Genomic DNA, 18,943 nt, shown 5'->3' with positions numbered 1-18,943 from the left:
AATTGCTGGAAGAGGACAAATCCTCTCAGGATGGTATTGCTTTAAAAAGAATGAAAGCTGCTCTTTCTACTCAATACTTAAGAAAAGTGATTGGTTTTTAAACTTTGATGAAATCGCCCTGAAAAATGATCCATCGCCTGATTTATTTAATATTTCCTTAAGAATTGAACGATACAATGGCGTCAATTAATGAGCTATTCATACAGATAAGTATCAAATGGTTTAATATCTGTATGAGCGGAGGACTGATACAACTTAGGCAATCTTAAATCAATAAGCTGAAATTATGTTGAGATAGATTTTTTAAGTTATCAGTGTGCTCAAAACAATCCAATAATAAAAACCTACGACAAAAGCACTATGTGTGTTGCTTTACGTTTTGATCAAACCTTTTTCATCACCTTTCTTAAACATAATCAAATAATACCTACAGCGAATTGAGCAAGATTTCCTGGGAGCAGCAATTTTTTATCTCGAATTACTTAACAGGTGCAGCATTTTGGCTGAGCTCATTATTAATTTTTAAGTAGGTATCCCATGAACGACAAACACGATCAGAATCAACAAGAACAAATAGCGCTGATAAGAGCAGAACGTGCACGACAATTTGCAGAACAAAAAGCAAAAGAAGAGGCAAAAGGATTGCTAGAACATTTAAATGTTCTTAATGAATTCTTCCATCACTATACATTTCCCAAAGACACACATGAAGATATTTATGCGACAACAGAACGTACCAACCAATACGTAACCGCGGTGTTCGAGTTACAACCCGTACTTAATGAATTAATCCAAAAATGGGATGGTATTGAATCCGAGCTAAGGCTACTCAGTCATGCGATGCAATTGCTTGCTACGGGCAAATCCAGTGCTTTAGGCGATTCATTTGAACATGAGTTAACGCAATTTTTTAAGTGTCTTCCTGTGTTGCTGGAGCATATAAACGAGGTGACGTCGCATATTAATGACCGAGATGAAGAGCGGCGCTATCATGATCAGAGTATTCTCGTCGAAGTGCGGGTGCTTCAGGAGCACTTGCAACAGATTCTTCATCAGCTATCTGGAGTGCAATTGCATGATGTTGATGAAAAGGCAGTTTCAGCTGTTGCGGCCGCACCGAGTAAGGCACTTGATGTAACAGAAGATGTTAAAGATATCAATCAAGACAATCCTTTTTTTTCACTTCCTGACGAAATGATGATGTCGATTCTACGCCACTTACCGCCACAGGATTTGCTTAATGCCCGATGGATGGCTAAATCAAAAACCGCAGTAGTTGATGCCACACTAGAAATGATAACCCGACCGTATTTTATCATCGATTACTTAAGCCATGCGGATGGAATTGCTGGCCATCAGTTTACAGCGTTTTATCAGCGAACCCCACGTTATCAAGAGCTAAAGCGCAAAGTCCTGGCAAATGAGCCTCTCACTGCCGAAGAAACTATTTGCTATACGCTCACCCGCGATTGCAACGTCTTACCCGCTAACTTAACAGAGGCCATGCAGGAACTGCCCTTAGATGAAGCCACCAAGAACCACTTGGAACTGATTCGTGCTGCTTCAGAAGAAATTCGTGCAATTGATGATATATATATAAGATACTTTAGTTGGCCAACGGAGGGCATTGCGAATAAAGCGATGGCTCATCGCGCTAATTTATTGGAGCACCTGAAACTACATCCAAATCAATTTGTTAATGTTTTGGCTGGGGCCAATTTTAGTGTTGGGCACTTCTCCGGTGTGGACTTTTCTTATCTTAATCTAAGAGGCATAAACTTTAGAGAAGCTGACCTTCGAGGGACCAATTTTAGTGGGGCTTTTCTTGCTGGAGTGAACCTGAACAGTGCTCTATTGTTCGGTGCTGATTTTACCGATGCGAAACTGGGCGGCGTGCAGTTACATTGCGTGAATTGTGATGGTATGGATCTGTCGGCAATGAATTTAGAAGGAATAGATTTTGAATGGGCCTATATTCGCGGTGCGAAATTATTGCCTGCGGGTGCCCTAAATAGCCCGGAAGAATTAAGCGCTGTGTTAGCTCAATTTGTACAAAGCATTGCAAATCATTCTTCTGGTAGCAAGCGTAAACTACAAGAACACATGTTAGCAGAAATTGCGCAGCATCTTGAGCTCTCCACCGAACACAGTTTAAGAGAAAAAATCGACTTGCTGGATGTTGCTTTAGCAGAGATTGATCCAGGCGAGCTGATTGTAGGGGTATTCCCATTCCAAAATGCCTGCCAGAAATTAAAAGAAAAAATGACCTCCGCACAACCTATACAGGACATTGCAGATCATCCGTTGAAAAACGAGGCAAAGGAGATTCTTGAGCGAATTTTGGGGATGCTACACGGAACGGACGAAGCTGAAGAAAAAAGGCCAAGCTGGCTTCCAAAACGGAAACAGATTAACGTTCAGGCCTATATGCGGCAATGCCGCTTATTGGTGGATTGTATTAAAAAATACCCTGAGCTAAATAATGGTCTCAAGGTTGCCAACGCGCTCGGTATTAGCCCTGAAATGTGGCATATGCTTTATACTACATATCCGGCTTTTTTTAATTTTTATCCTTCTTATTCGCCAATTTTAGTCGATTATCCTCGAGATAAACAACAAACGGATGATGAAGCGAGATATTATGCAAGTGAGGTATTTAATGGCTATAAGTTTAATATCAGATTACTGCAAAAAATAAAATGGAACGAGTTAGATCGATATTTATATGGAGAAGAAGATTTTGTTATCCTGGAAGGCAATGAATTTGATGAAAAGAAAGTAAAACTGGGTGATTTGTTGATTACTTTTTGCCCTAAGGGAAGTGATTTTCCAAAATTTGAAGTGATTGATTTTGAACGCCACAAACTAAAACCTGCTTTTTCAATTAATTTAGCGCATTATGGGAACATATCTTTGGAGGCATGCGTACCATTCGATCCCTTTGATATTGATCCTTCGCAAAAATTTAAAGCTTTCTGGTTGACTGTTGATGACATTCAATATTTCCCAGCGGCTTATGCATTAAAACAACAAATTATAGAAAGGGTGTTTGCATCTGAACGCGTCAATCGTAATCGTAAGCAAGAACTATTTTTTCCGATTTTCGAACAACATGAAGATAAAGATGAAAATCAATTGGCTGTGTTGCCCACGGAATTGCTTGATATGGTTTGTGCCTATGTTCATATGAACCGATTTAGGTCGCACAAAAATACTTCTCCCTTAGTTCAAGTAGGTGAGTTACACGGACAGTTTTTCAGGGAACGAGCCAAATCATTGCCAGAGAACACTACAAATCGACATGTTGGCTCAAGCTCCATGGCAAAAGAAAAGGAGATAACTACTGTGGAAAACCAGGAGCCTAAATCTGCTGAGAAGCTTGCTGCACCAAGAGCTCACGGATTATTTGCAGAGACTCAAAATGGAATCACCCAGGAACGCACAGCGCCGGTTGTAGCGCCTGTGATTCCAGAGCAAGGAAGAGGGCGACCAGTCCAAGATGGGACTCAAGGAGACTCTGAAACCTGTCTTCCTAAGCCTAGTATTGGTAGTTGCTTAATTTCATAAATTAATACTCAGATCCAACCGTATTTGGTTCCTCCAGCTTACAGATACGGTTGGCAAATTATACCCCTTGCGAATAAAGTTTTTCGGTTTCTACCTAAAATGAGCGTGTCGTTCCCGCCCGCTTGAAGCGACAAACGAAGTCAAATTTTTTAAGCGGGAATCCATAACAGAATATGAGCGAAGAAAATAGGGCGAACGATTGATATCCCTCGCACGTCACTGGTGAAGTGATACCGACTAAGGTATTATTCCTTATTAAGGAGAAGGCTAAGCCCTAAGGATGGGAGTTCATTGTTAATGAAACGTCTTGGTTTATCATTGCTACTGATTCTGGTTGGCTGTGGTGCTGCATCGGCTGCGCAAAAGACAGTTGTCTGCCATATGCAAGGAATAGAAGATGCTATTTCCTTTGCGCAACCCAATAAAATTGGGGATTTACCCAAAATTGATTTTGATTATCCAGTGAATGTTACTCGGTTCAGCCTGCGAGCTGATAATTTACTGCTCCTCGCGATGGATCAAGATGAGAAAGATCGCCCACGGATTTTCTTTTCAGCACAATTCAATAAACAAAAACAAGCTTATATTGGCCAATTTATGACGGATTCTGGCGGCAATGAATTGCAACTGGATAACGGTCCCCTTTCTTGTACATTAAAATAAATTAAGGTTCTTAGGAGGGCTCGCTAAGGTTCAAGCGAACGATTGAGTTCTTCGATTTCATCGAGAATCTTTAGAAATTTTTCTCCAAATGGGGTAACGAAATACTCAACCCTAGGTGGAAGTTCGTGAAACGTTGTTTTACCAAGGATGCCAAATTCAAGATTTTTTCTAAGACATTGATTTAAAACCTTAGTGGTGAGCCCTTCGACACGGCGAACCATTTCCCCGGGACGATTGATTCCATCTCGCAAAAGAGAATAGATGGTAAGAGACCACTTACAACCGTATATTGTCTCAACCATAGTTGCTGCTTTTAAGGTTTTTTTTTCGTTCAACGCGTTCTTCAAATAATTCAATAATCAGTACCAATAAGTACCTACTGTACCACTAAGTACTTACTTTTTTTAAGATTATATATCTCCCATACTCAGCAGAACAGATAGTTTACTAACTAAAAGGTGAGGGACATGTTACATCATAATTTAGCCATTATTATAGGTGGCTCTAGTGGTATGGGATTGGAAGCAGCAAAAAAACTAGCCGCAAGTGAACTTGATTTACTCATCACGGGAAGAAGTGAGCACAAGTTGAAGCATGCTGCCAATGAAATAAGACGGGTAGGAGGCAAAGTCGAAGAGTTAGTTACTGATCTTTATGATAATGCTCAGGTCGCACAATTGGTTATGAACATAAAAAATGAGACGCGCAAAATAAAATATCTTATTAATGCAGCTGGCTATTTTAAACCCATAAGTTTTTTAGACCATACAGAAGAGGATTATGATCTACAAGTAAACCTCAACAAAGCATTTTTCTTTATTACGCAAGCAGTTGCAGAGAAGATGAAGCACGAGGGAGGTGGCGCAATAGTTAATATTGGCTCCATGTGGGCGCATCAAGCAGTCAAGGCAACGCCTTCCTCGGCCTATTCGATGCAAAAGGCGGGTCTTCATTCATTCACCCAACATTTAGCCATGGAGCTTGCGGATCATAACATCAGAGTGAATGCGGTAGCCCCTGCAGTGGTCGTAACACCCATCTATAAGTCATTCATCAAGGAAGATCAAATTGAAGTATCGCTGCAGGATTTCAATAGCTTCCACCCGATTGGCAGGGTAGGCAAAGCCACTGATGTGGCGAATGCCATTGAATTCCTGTTGTCCGACAAATCAAGCTGGATCACTGGGGAAATCATCAATGTTGACGGGGGTGTTATGGCGGGAAGAACTTAACAAAGTCCGTGAGCGATACTCTATTAAGTTAAAGAACAAATCCCTCCCCCGTTTACGGGCGAGGGGAAAGGGCGCGACCATTAAGGTAAGGATTCTTGTCATTCCCGCGAAGGCGGGAATCTATTCTTAAATTTGGCACTACGCCTTGTCAGATATGGGTTCCCACCTTCGCAGGAACGACAGTTTGTTAGTGGGCACTTTCTCCCCAAGGGGAGAAGGGATCTTTAATTCTTATTCAGGGTGAAATCGCTTAAAGAACTGGAGCATTTCATAAAAGACATAGGGGCTAGCATCGCGATGATCGAGGGTATCACTTACTGATTTAATAAAGACAGCACTGCCCGATTTCTTAAACTGTTCATAGGCTATTTCTGCCCCATGATAAGGAACGTCTGTATCCCCCTTGGTGCCAACAAGCAATAAAGGTGCTGTTGGCGAAAAACTATAATGATTGAAATAGTTTTTCAGTTTCTCTGAATTGTCTTCTGTATGATTCAATATGGCATCAAAAAATTCGGGTTGAAAAATTAATGCTGGGTTTTGCGGCAGAGCATTCAGTATTTCCTTAGTGGAATGGTGCCCATCAAATAATTCAGGAATAGTAGCATGATAAGGACTGACAAATAGCTGATTTAAATCGAGCCAATAGTTTTTATAGGTTTGTAGCGAATAGAAAAAGTACGCTAAATATGCGGTGGCTCGAGGCCCCGGATTGCGCATAATAAATTGCATGGTTTCATTCCAGTCGTAAGGCGCGGAGCCTAAAGCAACAGCAGTAACTGGTATATCGGGATACTGGGTGGTCAGTAACTCAAACAGTACTAAAGAGGAAAATCCTCCTTCTGAATAACCACCAATATAGAGCTGGTCATTAAGATCAATTTTTATTATTTTGGCTAGCTGCTTGGCGGCTAACAGCATATTCATACTGCTACTGGCCAGGGTTTCATATTGTACGTAAGGATGAAGTGGAAGTTCGTTGTCTCCAAAGCCAAGATAATCCGGCATAACGGTTAGATAGCCACCATGGCTGGAAAATAAAGCCGGATAAATCGCATCCCCTTCCTTCATCTTCGAAGGTGCATCCTCATGGTTGAAACGTGTTCCATGCTGATAGCTGACAATTCCTAGTGTATCGTTTATATGAGGTACAGCCACCAAGCCTGAGGCCGTGGTGATATGGCCATCAGGAGCTGGGGTTTTATAGTTGATTTTATAAAGAGTTACATCGTAATTGGCTTCAAGTGCATCAAGTGGATGCATTTTTTTTAATGCTACTTGCGCCATCTCTTTAGAAAAGGTTCCTAAATAATTATAATTAACTAGGATTTCATTACGTTCTTGCGATTGGCCATAGGTGATACTTAAGAAGAAATATAAGGAGAAGAAAATAATTTTTTTTAAATTTGCCATCGCGATTTAGTTCCAAATAATCTTTAAAAGACAAGTACATTAAGAAAGCTCTACAACTCAGATTCAACTTTTTCTTCAGGGTTGTCAATTATAAATTTTCGCTGCATCTTATTGTTTAATAATCATATTTTAAGATTTATGTGAACAATCCAACACTCTGTATATATATTTACATCTGATAAAGGTTAAAATTGGGCCATGTTAATGTAATTAGGTAGTATTTAGATAAAACAGGATGTGGACAAATGAGAACAAAAAAAATACTAAGATTGATTTCGACAGAAAGCGATCAAGACGTGATCCTAAAAAAGCTGGATTTATGGTTCAGTAAAGACCCTCAATTAATCGAAAGAACTTATATTTTTGAACGCAATATTTTTCATCTTCTAGTATTAAAAAACAAAACGAAGGTTCTTGATAAATTGTTATCCGATGAGCAACGAAAATCAGTTGCGCAAAGAGCTGATCGACTAGGTAATACTCTATTGCATTTCGCAGTACGCAATGGAGGAGAAAATCAAGATACTTTGAATGTTTTGCTTAAGCATTTCCCTGAAATGGTCAATACCCAGAATAGAAGTGAAAATACCCCTTTTCATGATGCGGTTATTTTCGATCAACTCTGGGCGGTCAACATTCTTCTTAACCATAAGCAAACAAAGCGTTCAATAAAGAATGCTAATGATAAAACAGCCCCAGAATTAGCTCTTGGCAATCCTGCGATAAGGCAGGCAATACTTAGTATTGATTTGTCAAAAATTCAATTACTTGATTTACGTAATCGTCCAAGTAGTTCTAATTCGAGCGCTTTTGATAGTTTTCATGAGTCATTTCCTTTGATGTCTTCCCGAAGTAATTCATCAGATAGTTTAGCTTCTCCAGATAGCGTCGATTCTTCCAGTCCATCATTCAAATTACAAGAAATCAACTGGCGTGTACTTAATTTTGACCCAGGGGAAGAGCAAGAGGAAACGGAAGTTCTTAATAGGAAACCCACAAAACCTTATTCATTAACTCCTTATCTCAAGAAGCTATTAGCTGCCCATCAAGAAAAGGATTCGTCTTATCAGGCGTTATTCGAACGAGTTTGTAGGCGATTTGGTAAATATCATTTAAGTGAAGCTCTGGATTTCAGTGAGTTTTCAGCCGCCACAGTTCAAGAGGTGCTGCTGAGTATTCTGTCTTCTTCATGTTCGATTGTGACTGCTCAATCTAAACAAATTCAAAATAGAAATTTTCAATTATTCAAGGAGTTTTCTTCTTTGCTGCTCAGCAATAATTTAACGCTCCCTGAATCAAAAGAGATTGCCATTTCTGACAAAGAATCTCTTGCTAATGCTCTCAAATTATTGACAGCCTGCAAGGAAACACCAGAATCAATACGTGAATTTGATTTTGAACGAATCGCTCATAGAGCTTTAGGTTTGCTGAGCTTTTATGATTTGATAACCATCCTCATTAATCTGAGACGATTATATAAAAATCTCGATTATCATCAGAAGATTGTCGCTAATTATGTTGTTTGGCAATTATTTACCTATCAGTGTATTGAAGGGATAACTCCTGATTCCTTGGTCTTTTTACAAATGAAACTCTTCTTCAAATATAATGTTGATAAGGAGTTTGGTTTAGGTTTATTGGGGATGCAAATTAATGCTCTTTTTGAGGCATTAATTGAAAATAATTTGGATGTTTTTAATGTACCGGCATTAAGCAACTATCAACAAATAACGCAACGACTTGCCGAATATGAAGTCTCACAAGAGTCTTTTGATCGGTTAATTGATCGCGCAATGGATTTGAAAAAAGGCGAGCGAGAGTATGAGGTAAAACGGCTTGCTCAAGAAATGCGTATTCTTACGATCAACTTTTATCAAAACGTACTTATAAAAGAATTTGGTGGCGGCGAGTGGGCAAAAGCGGAATCTAAAAAAAATGCACCACACATAGATAAGTCAACTCAATTTTTTAACAAGTTAAGCGCTTATTTTGTGAAGAAAATATTGAGTCAGCCAAGTAACAATATTAAAAATGCATTACAATTCATGCTGGAGTTGGCTCATGAGCTTTGTCTTTTAGATGGTGAAAAATACCCTGATTTAAACCACCTGATGCTAATTTGTAGCGTATTGAATAATAATAATATTTTACGATTATCCAATTCATTTGAACTTTTATCGTCCAAAGAAAGAAAAGCACTTGCTGAATTGGAGCATATGGTTAGCAAGGAATCAAATTCAAAATGGATGCGCGAAGTTTATCGACTTTATCGAACGACCTTGCCATTTTTAGGTATTATTTTAACTGATGTTACTTTTGCTACTGATGGAAATCATTATCCTTTAAGCCGTTTTGAAGCAGTTGGTGGGATTTTGATGAGGGTTCTCGAAATCAAAACCTTGTTAAATAATAAATACAGCCGTAATACCACTGACCTGCAGGATTTTTTAAATAATTGTCTTGAAATCAGTGAGGACGACTTATATTTAGCTTCTCTTAGAATTCAGCCAAGAAAAGGGGATGTGTTGAATCTGGATGAACCAAGTAAAGATTGGCAGTTTATCTTGGATCATCTGAACCAAAATTTTTTAAACAATAATTTGATCCCTGCAGTTATTTATAAAGGGCAAATCCATCCCCCCATTCAATTGGCGAATCGATTAATTTCTTATTTTAGTAGATACATAGAAAATTTAAATAAAGCAGTCAAGGAGTTGAATGAGGCCGAAGAGCTTTCCGCAGAGCAGCTCAAATTAAAAGAGGATCATGACAAAATACGACAGTTGATTGAGCAGCTTGAAAAAACAATTGATCGAATTATTGAAGTGAATAAAACCTTCTACGTCAAACAAAATCTTATGGGGGCACTATGTCCCGTATATTATCAGAGTAAGATAATGCAGTTGAATCAGCAACAGTCACTGGTGGATAAATCTACAGACTTAAAGAAAACACGAAGAACTTCCTGGCGACAAGTTAGCACGCTTGTGCATAAAAAGCTTTTTTTCTCTTCTGTAGACGCAATCAAACCACAAACAGCTACAGGAGAACCTCTTTCGAGAAATTTCGCTGAGCGAATCCGCGCTGATATGGAAGTCGAAGAAATTCAACCGGATGGGGATTTGAGTCAACATGAAAGCAGTTCATTAAAACAGCTAAGCTTTTCTTAATGCGCACTTGTTATAATATTTGACCAACCAAACACACAGGAGTTACAAGATGGCATTGTCGCAACAAGAGCGTGAGGAACTGATACGTTTTATTCGATCAAATCAGTTAAATATTAAATCATCGACCGGATGGACTAATTATTCGAAATTTAGACAAAATAAAGATGCTCTGGTATTGGATATTGATGATACTGAATCATTAAGCAAGGTTTTGCAGTTCATTACTGCTTTAAATAAAAAGAAAGATCCTGCAGATCGTACTTTAGTAAGGCCTGCTGCAGGAGGTCGAGGAAAGAAATACAGTGAATCCTATTCGGTACATGGAGTGGAAGACGCTGATATTGTAATTCGTTTAGTAGGGAAAGAATTTACGGAAATTAAAGGGGTTGATAAGGAGGGGCAGGTTGTTACCATTGGTGCCAGTATGCAAGTTGGCGAAATAAATCAACAACTCTATGACCAATATAATCTTACGTTACCGACGTCCAGTTTAAATCCATACATTTCATTTATTGGTTTAGCCGCTAACAGCGGTATTGGTACTGGAAAAGATCAGCCCGGTGTAGCCGGCCTTATCAAATCGATGACACTCTGTCTGCCAAATGGAGAGATTGTAACCATTGATAGTTCCCATCCTGATTTTGAGACCATATGTTCAGGCCATCAAGGTTTATTCGGTTTTGTTTTAAGTGCTGAAGTTCAATGTATTGAAGCGCAAAAATTAGAATGCAATAAAGAAGTCATGAGTGTTGCGCAATTAATTGACGAAATAAAGCAGGGTTTATTCGAGCGCGATCCTTATACCAGTATCTATATTATGCCCACTTATCAAGCTGATGAGTTGACCAATCGAGCTTATAAAAATGTCTGCGTTTATCGTTGGCGTCCTGTTGAAAAAAACTGTGAGGATCAAAATGCTCGTACGCCCTTAACGCATGTAAGACAGGAAATGGAAACGAGAATTTATGATTATCTGAAAGTCAGCAATTTCTTGTGCCAATTTCCGCATGTGATTCCCCAATTTGCACAATATATAGTTCTTCCTCTTGTGATTGGGAGCAAAAATGAGACTTCTGTATCACGCTGGTATGATTCAGTTCATCATCAGACAGGTTATCCCGGAAATGTTGAAGACACAGGCTTATTATTTGAAGTGAGCGAAGATTGTCATGAAGTAGTCATCGCTCTGGAAAAGGTATTTACAACATTACATGAGTACAGTGAGCGCGATTATTTTCCCATCACTTCGGGGATGTATTTACGCTATTTACAGGGAATGAATGGTGGTGTCTCTATTACCCAACACGCCGACGGAAAACATGTTTGTTCGTTTGATATGGTTTCAGATATTCATAACCCTGGACATGATGCTTTCCAGAAAGAAATTACCAAATTCTTTAGGGAAAATCTTAAGGCGGTTCCGCATTTAGGAAAATTTTTACCTGATGATTATCAATTAAATTGCGCTGAGTATAATGATGCCTTAGTTCGATGGTATGAAGATAACAATTTAAATCTTGAAGAAAGCATGTTGCTTACCGCCCATTATTGCAAACTTTTGCAATTCCCTAATATGATGCCTGCGCAACCCGATTTTTCAAGAAGACAATTTGCTTTATTCCAACCCGCAGAAAACATTCCTCAGTTAAGAGATAGTGTTGATGATGAGCCCAGATATAAAGCTGCAATTTGAGCCTGCATGTCATTATTGCCAAGGTAGGTTGCATTGACAATTAATTTTTATTGCCTCTGGTATTTGTTTTATTCAATAACTAAACTTATTGAAATATATTAAAATTAACTTGAATTGAACGCTCTTTACCTACTAAGGCGGGTTGGGCGTAAAATTAAAACAGACGCTTGATGTTGATATGAACAGGACTTACGAAAAACGCCAAGGTCGAGGCAAAAAATGTTTTTAATGAGGAAGTTTAGATATACTAAATGACCGAATTAAAAACATTTTTTAACGAAGAGATGGGGGGCGTAAGTCCTGATGAAAATAAATAGCCTATGAGGGGCTGATAAAATGATACAGGACAAGAAGTCAAAACAGTTGTTGGGAATGGCTGTAATCATTTTAGCTATCCTTTTATTTCTACTTTGGCATTATTTCCAACCTAAGGCGTTAGGAAGTGATTTTGCCAGTGGGAATGGACGAATTGAAGCGATAGAAGTTGATATTGATACTAAAATTGCTGGGCGGATAAAAACCATCTACGTTGACGAAGGGGATTTCGTCAAAACAGGCCAGGTGCTTGCCAAAATGGATACCGATTCCCTTGAGGCGCAACTTCGTGAAGCGCAAGCCAAATATAAAGAAGCTCAAAGCAATGTGATTAGTGCCAAGCACCAGGTTATCCAACGAAAAAATGAAAAGGAAGTGGCTCAGGCTACGGTAGCTCAACGTCAAGCTGAGTTAAGTTTGGCAAGAAATCGGTTGTCTCGCGTGCAAAAGCTGGTCGCCAAAGGAGCTGCTTCAGTAGATAGTCTCGATGAAGCAAATGCGCTTTTTTATAGTGCTGAGGCCGTATTTAAAGCAGCCAATGCTCAGGTTGCTGAAAAAGATGCAATGATTGCAACCGCAGAAGCGCAAGTTAATGGTGCAGAATTATCCGTTGATGCAGCTGCTGCGACAATCGAGCGACTGAAAGTGGATATTAAAGACAGCACCTTGGTTGCACCAATTGATGGACGGATCCAATTTCGTGTTGCTCAGCCAGGAGAAGTACTGGCTGCTGGGGGCAAAGTATTAAATATGGTCGATTTAACCAATGTGTATATGGTTTTTTTTCTGCCCACAGAACAAGCTGGAAGAGTGCAGATAGGTGCAGCCGTACATCTGGTGCTTGATGCGATTCCTCAATATGTAATCCCGGCAAAAGTGACTTTTGTCGCGGATGTTGCCCAATTTACCCCCAAAACTGTTGAAACAGCAAGTGAGCGGCAAAAACTGATGTTTCGTGTTAAAGCACGAATCGCTCCAGAACTACTAAAAAAATACATCCATGCTGTAAAAACAGGGTTACCTGGTATGGCTTATGTCCAGTTGAATCCTAAAAGTAAATGGCCTGCCAATTTACAAGTGAATGTGCCAAATGAGCGAAGATAATGCCAAACGAATTGGAATAATTGATAATGTGAGCCTATGGTTTGGTAAGACGCAAGCACTTAAGCAAATCAACCTGAATATTCCTGCCAGTTGTATGGTTGGATTTATTGGTCCGGATGGGGTAGGTAAATCGAGCTTGCTTTCCTTAATTGCAGGGGCACGTGCGATTCAGCAAGGAACGGTCATAGTTTTAGGCGGCGATATGAAGAGTGCTTCTCATCGTAACGCCGTATGCACACGCATTGCTTACATGCCCCAAGGATTAGGAAAAAACCTTTATTCTTCACTTTCAGTTTTTGAAAACATTGATTTCTTTGGGCGCTTATTTGGTCATGAGCGCAGAGAACGTGAATACTATATTACGCGATTGTTAACCAATACCGGGCTATTGCCATTTAAAGATCGGCCAGTAAGCAAATTATCTGGTGGAATGAAACAAAAACTGGGTTTATGTTGCGCCCTGATTCATTCACCTGATTTGTTAATTTTAGATGAGCCTACTACCGGTGTTGACCCTTTATCTCGACGTCAGTTCTGGGAATTAATCAATGTCATTCGTCAAGATAAACCGCAAATGAGTGTTCTGGTAGCTACTGCCTATATGGAGGAAGCGGCACAATTTGATTGGTTGGTCGCGATGAATGATGGAGGCATTTTAGCAACAGGAACCCATAATCGGTTGTTGGCACATACTCAGACTTCTACCTTGGAAGAAGCCTTTATTGCCCTGTTGCCCAAAGAACAACAAATGCATCATCAAAAGGTAGTAATTGAACCACGGTTACAGCAAGAGTTTGCTGAAATTGCTATTGAAGCTAATGGCCTGACCAAAAAATTTGGTAATTTTACCGCGGTAGACTCAGTAAATTTTCGTATTGAGCGAGGAGAGATTTTTGGTTTTTTAGGGTCCAATGGTTGTGGTAAAACAACGGTCATGAAGATGCTGACTGGATTATTACCAATAAGTGCGGGGCAAGTATGGCTTTTGGGTAAAACAGTTGATGCTCATGATCTTAATATACGTCGACAAATTGGATATATGTCGCAATCCTTTTCGTTATATGCAGAACTGACGGTTTTTCAAAATTTATTACTGCATGCTCGCTTGTTCCATTTACCCAAGGAACAGGTCCATGCGCACATTAATCGCTTGGTAAACCGTTTTTATTTAACCGATGTTCTTAATGAATACCCTAATTCTTTGCCGCTAGGGTACAAGCAAAGACTGTCATTAGCAGTTGCGGTACTCCATCAGCCGGAAATTTTAATTTTGGATGAGCCCACCTCTGGTGTTGATCCTTTGGCACGTGATTTGTTTTGGCAATTAATGATTGATTTGTCCCGCCAGGATCGGGTCACCATCTTCATTTCCACTCATTTTATGAATGAAGCAGAACGCTGTGATCGCATCTCTTTGATGCATGCGGGAAAAGTATTAGTCAGTGATAAACCAGCCAATCTGATTAAAATAAAAAAAACCAAAACCCTCGAAGATGCCTTTATCTGTTACCTTGAGGAGGCTCGAAAAGAAGAGTCCACGAGCCAAATTACTTCATCAACAAACAGGACAAATCAACGCTCCTTTCTGCTCGCAAAACAAAATCAAAGAAATATAGCGTTTGATATCCGACGTATGTACAGTTATTGCCGGCGGGAAACACTAGAACTGATTCGTGAGCCTATTCGTGCGATTATGGCTTTTTTAGGTAGTGTCATTCTCATGATCATCATGAGTTACGGTATAAATCTGGATGTTGAAAATCTATCTTTTGCTGTGTGGGATCGCGATCAAAGTACTACCAGCCAAAATTATGTGCTTGATATTGCGGGCTCACGCTATTTTAGTGAGTATCCGCCGGTTATAAATTATAACCAATTAGACAAAAGAATGCGTTCGGGGGAACTGAATCTGGCACTCGAAATACCCAATGGTTTTGCCCGTGATATCAAACGAGGCAGGGAAGTCCAAATAGGCGCTTGGGTCGAAGGCGTCATGCCCCAGCGTGCGGAAACGGCAAGAAACTATATTCTGGGATTACATCAGCATTGGCTGGCGAATAACCTGCCTGAATTCAAAAAAAATGATCTGCAGAATTACTTCAATATAGAAACACGGTTCCGTTACAATCCTGATGTGAAGAGTTTACCGGCTATGGTTCCTGCGATGATCCCCTTACTTTTAATGCTGATTCCCTCCATATTAACGGCACTTGCTGTAGTGCGCGAAAAAGAATTGGGTTCCATTATCAACTTATATGTCACTCCAGTTACTAAAATGGAGTTCCTGCTTGGTAAATTACTGCCTTATATCGGCCTTGCCTTATTTAATTTCCTCTCGTTGGTTGCACTTTCTGTATTCTTTTTCAAAGTGCCTATTAGCGGTAGTTTTTTAACCTTTCTGATGGCAGCTTTTATTTATGTCGTCATCGCGACATCGATGGGATTTTTAATTTCTACTTTTATGCACAGCCAGATTGCCGCAATTTTTGGTACGGCAATCCTTACTATTCTTCCCGCAACGCAGTTTTCAGGTATATTGGAACCTGTATCCTCTCTTGAAGGATTAGGAGCTTTGATTGGCCAAATTTATCCCGTGACTTATTTTCTGAATATATCACGAGGCATTTTTTCCAAGGGATTGGGTTTTAATGAATTACATGGTGCTCTTTTTTCGTTATTACTTGCAGTACCCATATTAATGGCCCTTTGTTTGTGCTTTATCAAGAAACAGGAGCAGTAAAATGGCTATAAGTAATATAGTCTATCTGGCAGTTAAGGAATTACGGGGCATGTTACGTGATCCGATTATGCTGATATTAATTATTTTTGCATTTACTGTTTCTGTTTATGCGGCTGCAACGGCGTTACCTGAAACACTGAATAAAACACCTATAGCCATAGTCGATGAAGATCAATCTCCTCTATCACAAAGGATTACCGATTCATTTTATCCGCCACAATTTACTCGACCCGTGCTCATTAATTTGACCGAGATGGATTCTGGAATGAATTCTGGGACTTATACTTTTACCCTGGATATCCCCCCCAATTTTCAACGTGACTTATTGGCTGGCCGTAAACCCTCTATTCAATTAAATGTCGATGCAACACGCATGAGTCAAGCATTTGTCGGCTCGGGTTATATTCAAACCATGATTAATGGGGAAGTCAGTGAGTTTTTAAGACATTATCGCGAAATTGTCATTCCTCCAGTAGATTTAGTGTTGAGGGTTCGCTTCAATCCTACGTTAAGTAAAACTTGGTTTGGGGCCGTTATGGAAATCATTAATAATGTGACCATGCTTTCAATTGTCCTTACAGGAGCCGCACTACTGCGTGAGCGTGAGCATGGGACGATTGAGCATTTGTTGGTGATGCCTATTACTCCATTTGAAATCATGACCAGTAAACTTTGTGCTATGGGCTTGGTGGTATTAGTAGTCAGTTCATTCTCTCTGGTCATCGTGGTGCATCAGTTACTTGCCATTCCTATTGAAGGTTCCATCCCTTTATTTTTATTAGGAAGTGCGATGAATTTATTTGCGACAACATCCATGGGTATTTTTATGGGAACTATAGCCCGCTCCATGCCACAATTCGGTTTATTACTGATCCTGGTTATTATACCTCTGGAGATGCTCTCTGGAGGTATGACACCAAGAGAAAATATGCCTGAGTTGGTACGTACCATCATGCTCGCAGCACCCATCACTCATTTTGTTATGCTGGCGCAATCGGTGTTGTTCCGGGGGGCTGGTTTAGATATCATATGGCCGCAGCTGGCAGCACTTGCGTGTATCGGGTCTACTTTTTTCTATATCACATTACGTTACTTCCGTAAGTCGATTAGTTTGTTATAGATTATCCCTTAATTCATGCATTATGGCTTTCTATTTTTTCCAGAACCCATTAAGAGTACTGAGTGATTATTGGTGGGGACGCGCTTTTAAAAGGAATTTATTATGAAAACAGCATTGGTATCTGGATTTGCCCGTTCATTTATATCCGGTTGGCCGATTGCAGAAGCAACAATTACGGTTCTTGAACACGAGCAGTTAAAATTTAAGACGGATTCTTCGGGAAAGTTTGGACCCTTCGCGTGGCCCGTTGGAGAACCGATTACCTTGGTTTTTGAGAAATCTGGATCGTTTTGGACCGGATATAAGACAATACAAACAGCGACTTTAATTGTTCCGCCCGAGGGAATCAACGATGCGAATTTCCTAAAAAATATTTCATTTCAAGTTCCTTCAAATATGGCCTATAGATTTCTTTCTTTCGCAATGGGGGAAATTGAAGACCCGCAAGCATGTCAAATTGCTGCAACAGTTACACCACCCAATACCACCATGGATGACATCCCGCAAGGAGTTGAAGGTGTTACCGTGACTTTATCACCTAAAGTGGATGTAAGAACATTTTATTTTGGGATTTTTCCGATAGTTCACAAAACAAATCCTTTTGTCAAAAAATTAACATCGACGTCACTGGATGGTGGGGTTGCCTTCATCAATGTTCCACCAGGTGATTACATCATGGAAGCCAAAAAGGATAACATCCTTTTTTCCAAAGTAGCGATTAAGGCACGTAAAGGAATGATTGTGAATGCAAGCCCGCCACAAGGTCCAACAATGCTCGAAGACCCCAAAGTAGATTCAGAGAAAAAAACAAATCAGTTTAGTTTTTTTAAACCGGCATTAGCACTAGGATTTACTACGGTGGGTGCTCTTGCTGCAACTAGTATGCTGAGTAAACCTGCTCCATAAATCCTATAGGCTTAGCTATAATTGGACATGGGCCGCGTCATGGGATTACTGTTTCCTTTGAGCCGAAACGAGATAAGTGGATTCTTATTGATGCAAATGCGCCGCCAGCTCAGAAATATTCAGAAGACGATGCCATAGCCAAAGCTTTATTAGTAGAGGGTGCTTGTTCTACAAATGGAACTGCGGGAATTAATACGCACGTTTATTTGATGTCAGGAAATGAATCCTTACAACATGCACTTTCTGAATGGATGCAGGAAGTACAGAAATTATCTGAGCAGGATATGCAAACAAAAACCAAATAGGAGGATTCGCGAGGAGGAACTTTGTTGAGTGTGGTTCTTCGCAGCAATAATTCCGCTTGTTGTTTTAAAAAATGAACACGCAATAGAACGATTAATAGATTTTGATATTGCTGCATTGCTTAATTCCAAATTGTACTCTACTTTAGTAAATAAACATGAATATATATTTAATCAAATCGAAAAAGTTAAAGCATATAAAAATCAAACTAAGGAATTAACGAATACCCCGCAGAATCCAGCCGCTTAAGATATTGGTATTCTGACGGGCTATTGAGCAAGGAATGAAAGAACATGACAGACACAGCAATAGAAAAAACAGTGAGAAGAGTTTTTGATGAGTTGTGGAATCAGCAAAGGGCTGCCCTGGCAGATGAGCTCTTTTCTGCAAAAACCGTAATTCACTTTAGCTATGAACAAGCAGCCAATTTACAGAATTTTAAAGAAGCGCTACCGCAATGGTATCACGCTTTTCCGGATCTGATGCACTCTATTGATGATCTGATCGTGAGTGGTGATAAAGTCGTAACGCGCTGGCATGGCCTGGGTACCCATCAGCATGAGTTTTTGGGAATTCCCGCAACAGGTATCCCTGTATTTTATAGTGGCATTACTATTTTTCGCTTGGATAGTAATCATCAAATCGCTGAAGCTTGGGTCTATAGTGATTTAGACGACATGATCATCAAAATGCAGCAAAGTCAAAAGCAATAGGCAT

14 protein-coding genes are annotated in these 18,943 nt (G+C 39.8%); 12 read left to right on the top strand and 2 right to left on the bottom strand.

Annotation, left to right across the window (positions count from 1 at the left end; all coding sequences use genetic code 11):
* The 3 genes from ELY20_RS16975 to ELY20_RS07045 form a co-directional block, all read left to right on the top strand.
* The coding region (locus ELY20_RS16975) for a hypothetical protein (RefSeq protein WP_233590492.1) at positions 1-101 on the top strand (101 nt) is incomplete at its 5' end.
* Between the two features lie 436 nt (positions 102-537).
* Positions 538-3,567, top strand: a complete 3,030-nt coding sequence (locus ELY20_RS07050) for a pentapeptide repeat-containing protein (RefSeq protein ID WP_110141781.1) — start codon at positions 538-540, stop codon at positions 3,565-3,567.
* Positions 3,568-3,864: 297 nt separating this feature from the next.
* Complete coding sequence (locus tag ELY20_RS07045) at positions 3,865-4,230, top strand: hypothetical protein (RefSeq protein WP_110141782.1); 366 nt, start codon at positions 3,865-3,867, stop codon at positions 4,228-4,230.
* A 23-nt stretch (positions 4,231-4,253) separates the two neighbouring features.
* On the opposite strand, the gene ELY20_RS07040 is transcribed toward ELY20_RS07045, so the two are convergent.
* Entirely contained in the window at positions 4,254-4,577 is a 324-nt protein-coding gene (locus tag ELY20_RS07040; protein WP_233590518.1) for a winged helix-turn-helix transcriptional regulator, read from the bottom strand.
* Positions 4,578-4,697: 120 nt separating this feature from the next.
* On the opposite strand from ELY20_RS07040, the gene ELY20_RS07035 reads away from it, so the two are divergent.
* On the top strand, positions 4,698-5,462 hold the full coding sequence (locus tag ELY20_RS07035; RefSeq protein ID WP_110141783.1) for an SDR family NAD(P)-dependent oxidoreductase: 765 nt from the start codon (positions 4,698-4,700) through the stop codon (positions 5,460-5,462).
* 231 nt (positions 5,463-5,693) lie between these two features.
* Here the strand turns inward: ELY20_RS07035 and ELY20_RS07030 are convergent, their stop codons facing one another.
* Positions 5,694-6,875 carry an alpha/beta hydrolase family protein gene (locus ELY20_RS07030; RefSeq protein WP_165831578.1) on the bottom strand — a complete coding sequence of 394 codons (1,182 nt, stop codon included), beginning with the start codon at positions 6,873-6,875 and terminating at the stop codon, positions 5,694-5,696.
* A gap of 245 nt (positions 6,876-7,120) precedes the next feature.
* Between ELY20_RS07030 and ELY20_RS07025 the strand changes: the two genes are divergently transcribed.
* The 8 genes from ELY20_RS07025 to ELY20_RS06990 all read left to right on the top strand — a co-directional run bounded on the left by ELY20_RS07025 (position 7,121) and on the right by ELY20_RS06990 (position 18,939).
* Positions 7,121-10,045, top strand: a complete 2,925-nt coding sequence (locus ELY20_RS07025; protein ID WP_110141785.1) for a RasGEF domain-containing protein — start codon at positions 7,121-7,123, stop codon at positions 10,043-10,045.
* A gap of 49 nt (positions 10,046-10,094) precedes the next feature.
* Positions 10,095-11,738 carry an FAD-binding protein gene (locus ELY20_RS07020; protein ID WP_110141786.1) on the top strand — a complete coding sequence of 548 codons (1,644 nt, stop codon included), beginning with the start codon at positions 10,095-10,097 and terminating at the stop codon, positions 11,736-11,738.
* Positions 11,739-12,074: 336 nt separating this feature from the next.
* A complete protein-coding gene (locus ELY20_RS07015; protein WP_110141787.1) occupies positions 12,075-13,157 on the top strand; it encodes an HlyD family secretion protein in 1,083 nt (360 codons plus the stop codon).
* The gene (gene rbbA, locus ELY20_RS07010) at positions 13,144-15,897 is read left to right on the top strand and encodes a ribosome-associated ATPase/putative transporter RbbA (protein ID WP_110141788.1); all 2,754 of its coding nucleotides are present in this window, start codon (positions 13,144-13,146) and stop codon (positions 15,895-15,897) included. The genes ELY20_RS07015 and rbbA overlap by 14 nt, the downstream gene beginning before the upstream one ends.
* 1 nt (position 15,898) lies before the next feature.
* A complete protein-coding gene (locus tag ELY20_RS07005; RefSeq protein WP_110141789.1) occupies positions 15,899-17,017 on the top strand; it encodes an ABC transporter permease in 1,119 nt (372 codons plus the stop codon).
* Between the two features lie 102 nt (positions 17,018-17,119).
* Complete coding sequence (locus ELY20_RS07000) at positions 17,120-17,923, top strand: carboxypeptidase regulatory-like domain-containing protein (protein WP_233590517.1); 804 nt, start codon at positions 17,120-17,122, stop codon at positions 17,921-17,923.
* 333 nt (positions 17,924-18,256) lie between these two features.
* Positions 18,257-18,475, top strand: a complete 219-nt coding sequence (locus ELY20_RS06995; RefSeq protein WP_110141791.1) for a hypothetical protein — start codon at positions 18,257-18,259, stop codon at positions 18,473-18,475.
* A gap of 44 nt (positions 18,476-18,519) precedes the next feature.
* Positions 18,520-18,939 (top strand): ester cyclase, encoded by a 420-nt coding sequence (locus ELY20_RS06990; protein ID WP_110141792.1) that lies wholly within the window; start codon positions 18,520-18,522, stop codon positions 18,937-18,939.
* Positions 18,940-18,943: the final 4 nt, after the last annotated feature.

It is taken from the genome of Legionella qingyii, assembly GCF_003990155.1.
In the GTDB taxonomy this organism is placed as follows: Bacteria; Pseudomonadota; Gammaproteobacteria; order Legionellales; family Legionellaceae; genus Legionella; species Legionella qingyii.
This window is presented reverse-complemented; position numbering and strand designations above follow the sequence as displayed.

Bases quoted from the DNA above. Each gene is read 5' to 3' on its own strand.
- ELY20_RS07050 (WP_110141781.1), top strand. From the start codon at position 538: ATGAACGACAAACACGATCAGAATCAACAAGAACAAATAGCGCTGATA.
- ELY20_RS07045 (WP_110141782.1), top strand. From the start codon at position 3,865: ATGAAACGTCTTGGTTTATCATTGCTACTGATTCTGGTTGGCTGTGGT.
- ELY20_RS07035 (WP_110141783.1), top strand. From the start codon at position 4,698: ATGTTACATCATAATTTAGCCATTATTATAGGTGGCTCTAGTGGTATG.
- ELY20_RS07030 (WP_165831578.1), bottom strand. From the start codon at position 6,875: ATGGCAAATTTAAAAAAAATTATTTTCTTCTCCTTATATTTCTTCTTA.
- ELY20_RS07025 (WP_110141785.1), top strand. From the start codon at position 7,121: ATGAGAACAAAAAAAATACTAAGATTGATTTCGACAGAAAGCGATCAA.
- ELY20_RS07020 (WP_110141786.1), top strand. From the start codon at position 10,095: ATGGCATTGTCGCAACAAGAGCGTGAGGAACTGATACGTTTTATTCGA.
- ELY20_RS07015 (WP_110141787.1), top strand. From the start codon at position 12,075: ATGATACAGGACAAGAAGTCAAAACAGTTGTTGGGAATGGCTGTAATC.
- rbbA (WP_110141788.1), top strand. From the start codon at position 13,144: ATGAGCGAAGATAATGCCAAACGAATTGGAATAATTGATAATGTGAGC.
- ELY20_RS07005 (WP_110141789.1), top strand. From the start codon at position 15,899: ATGGCTATAAGTAATATAGTCTATCTGGCAGTTAAGGAATTACGGGGC.
- ELY20_RS07000 (WP_233590517.1), top strand. From the start codon at position 17,120: ATGAAAACAGCATTGGTATCTGGATTTGCCCGTTCATTTATATCCGGT.
- ELY20_RS06990 (WP_110141792.1), top strand. From the start codon at position 18,520: ATGACAGACACAGCAATAGAAAAAACAGTGAGAAGAGTTTTTGATGAG.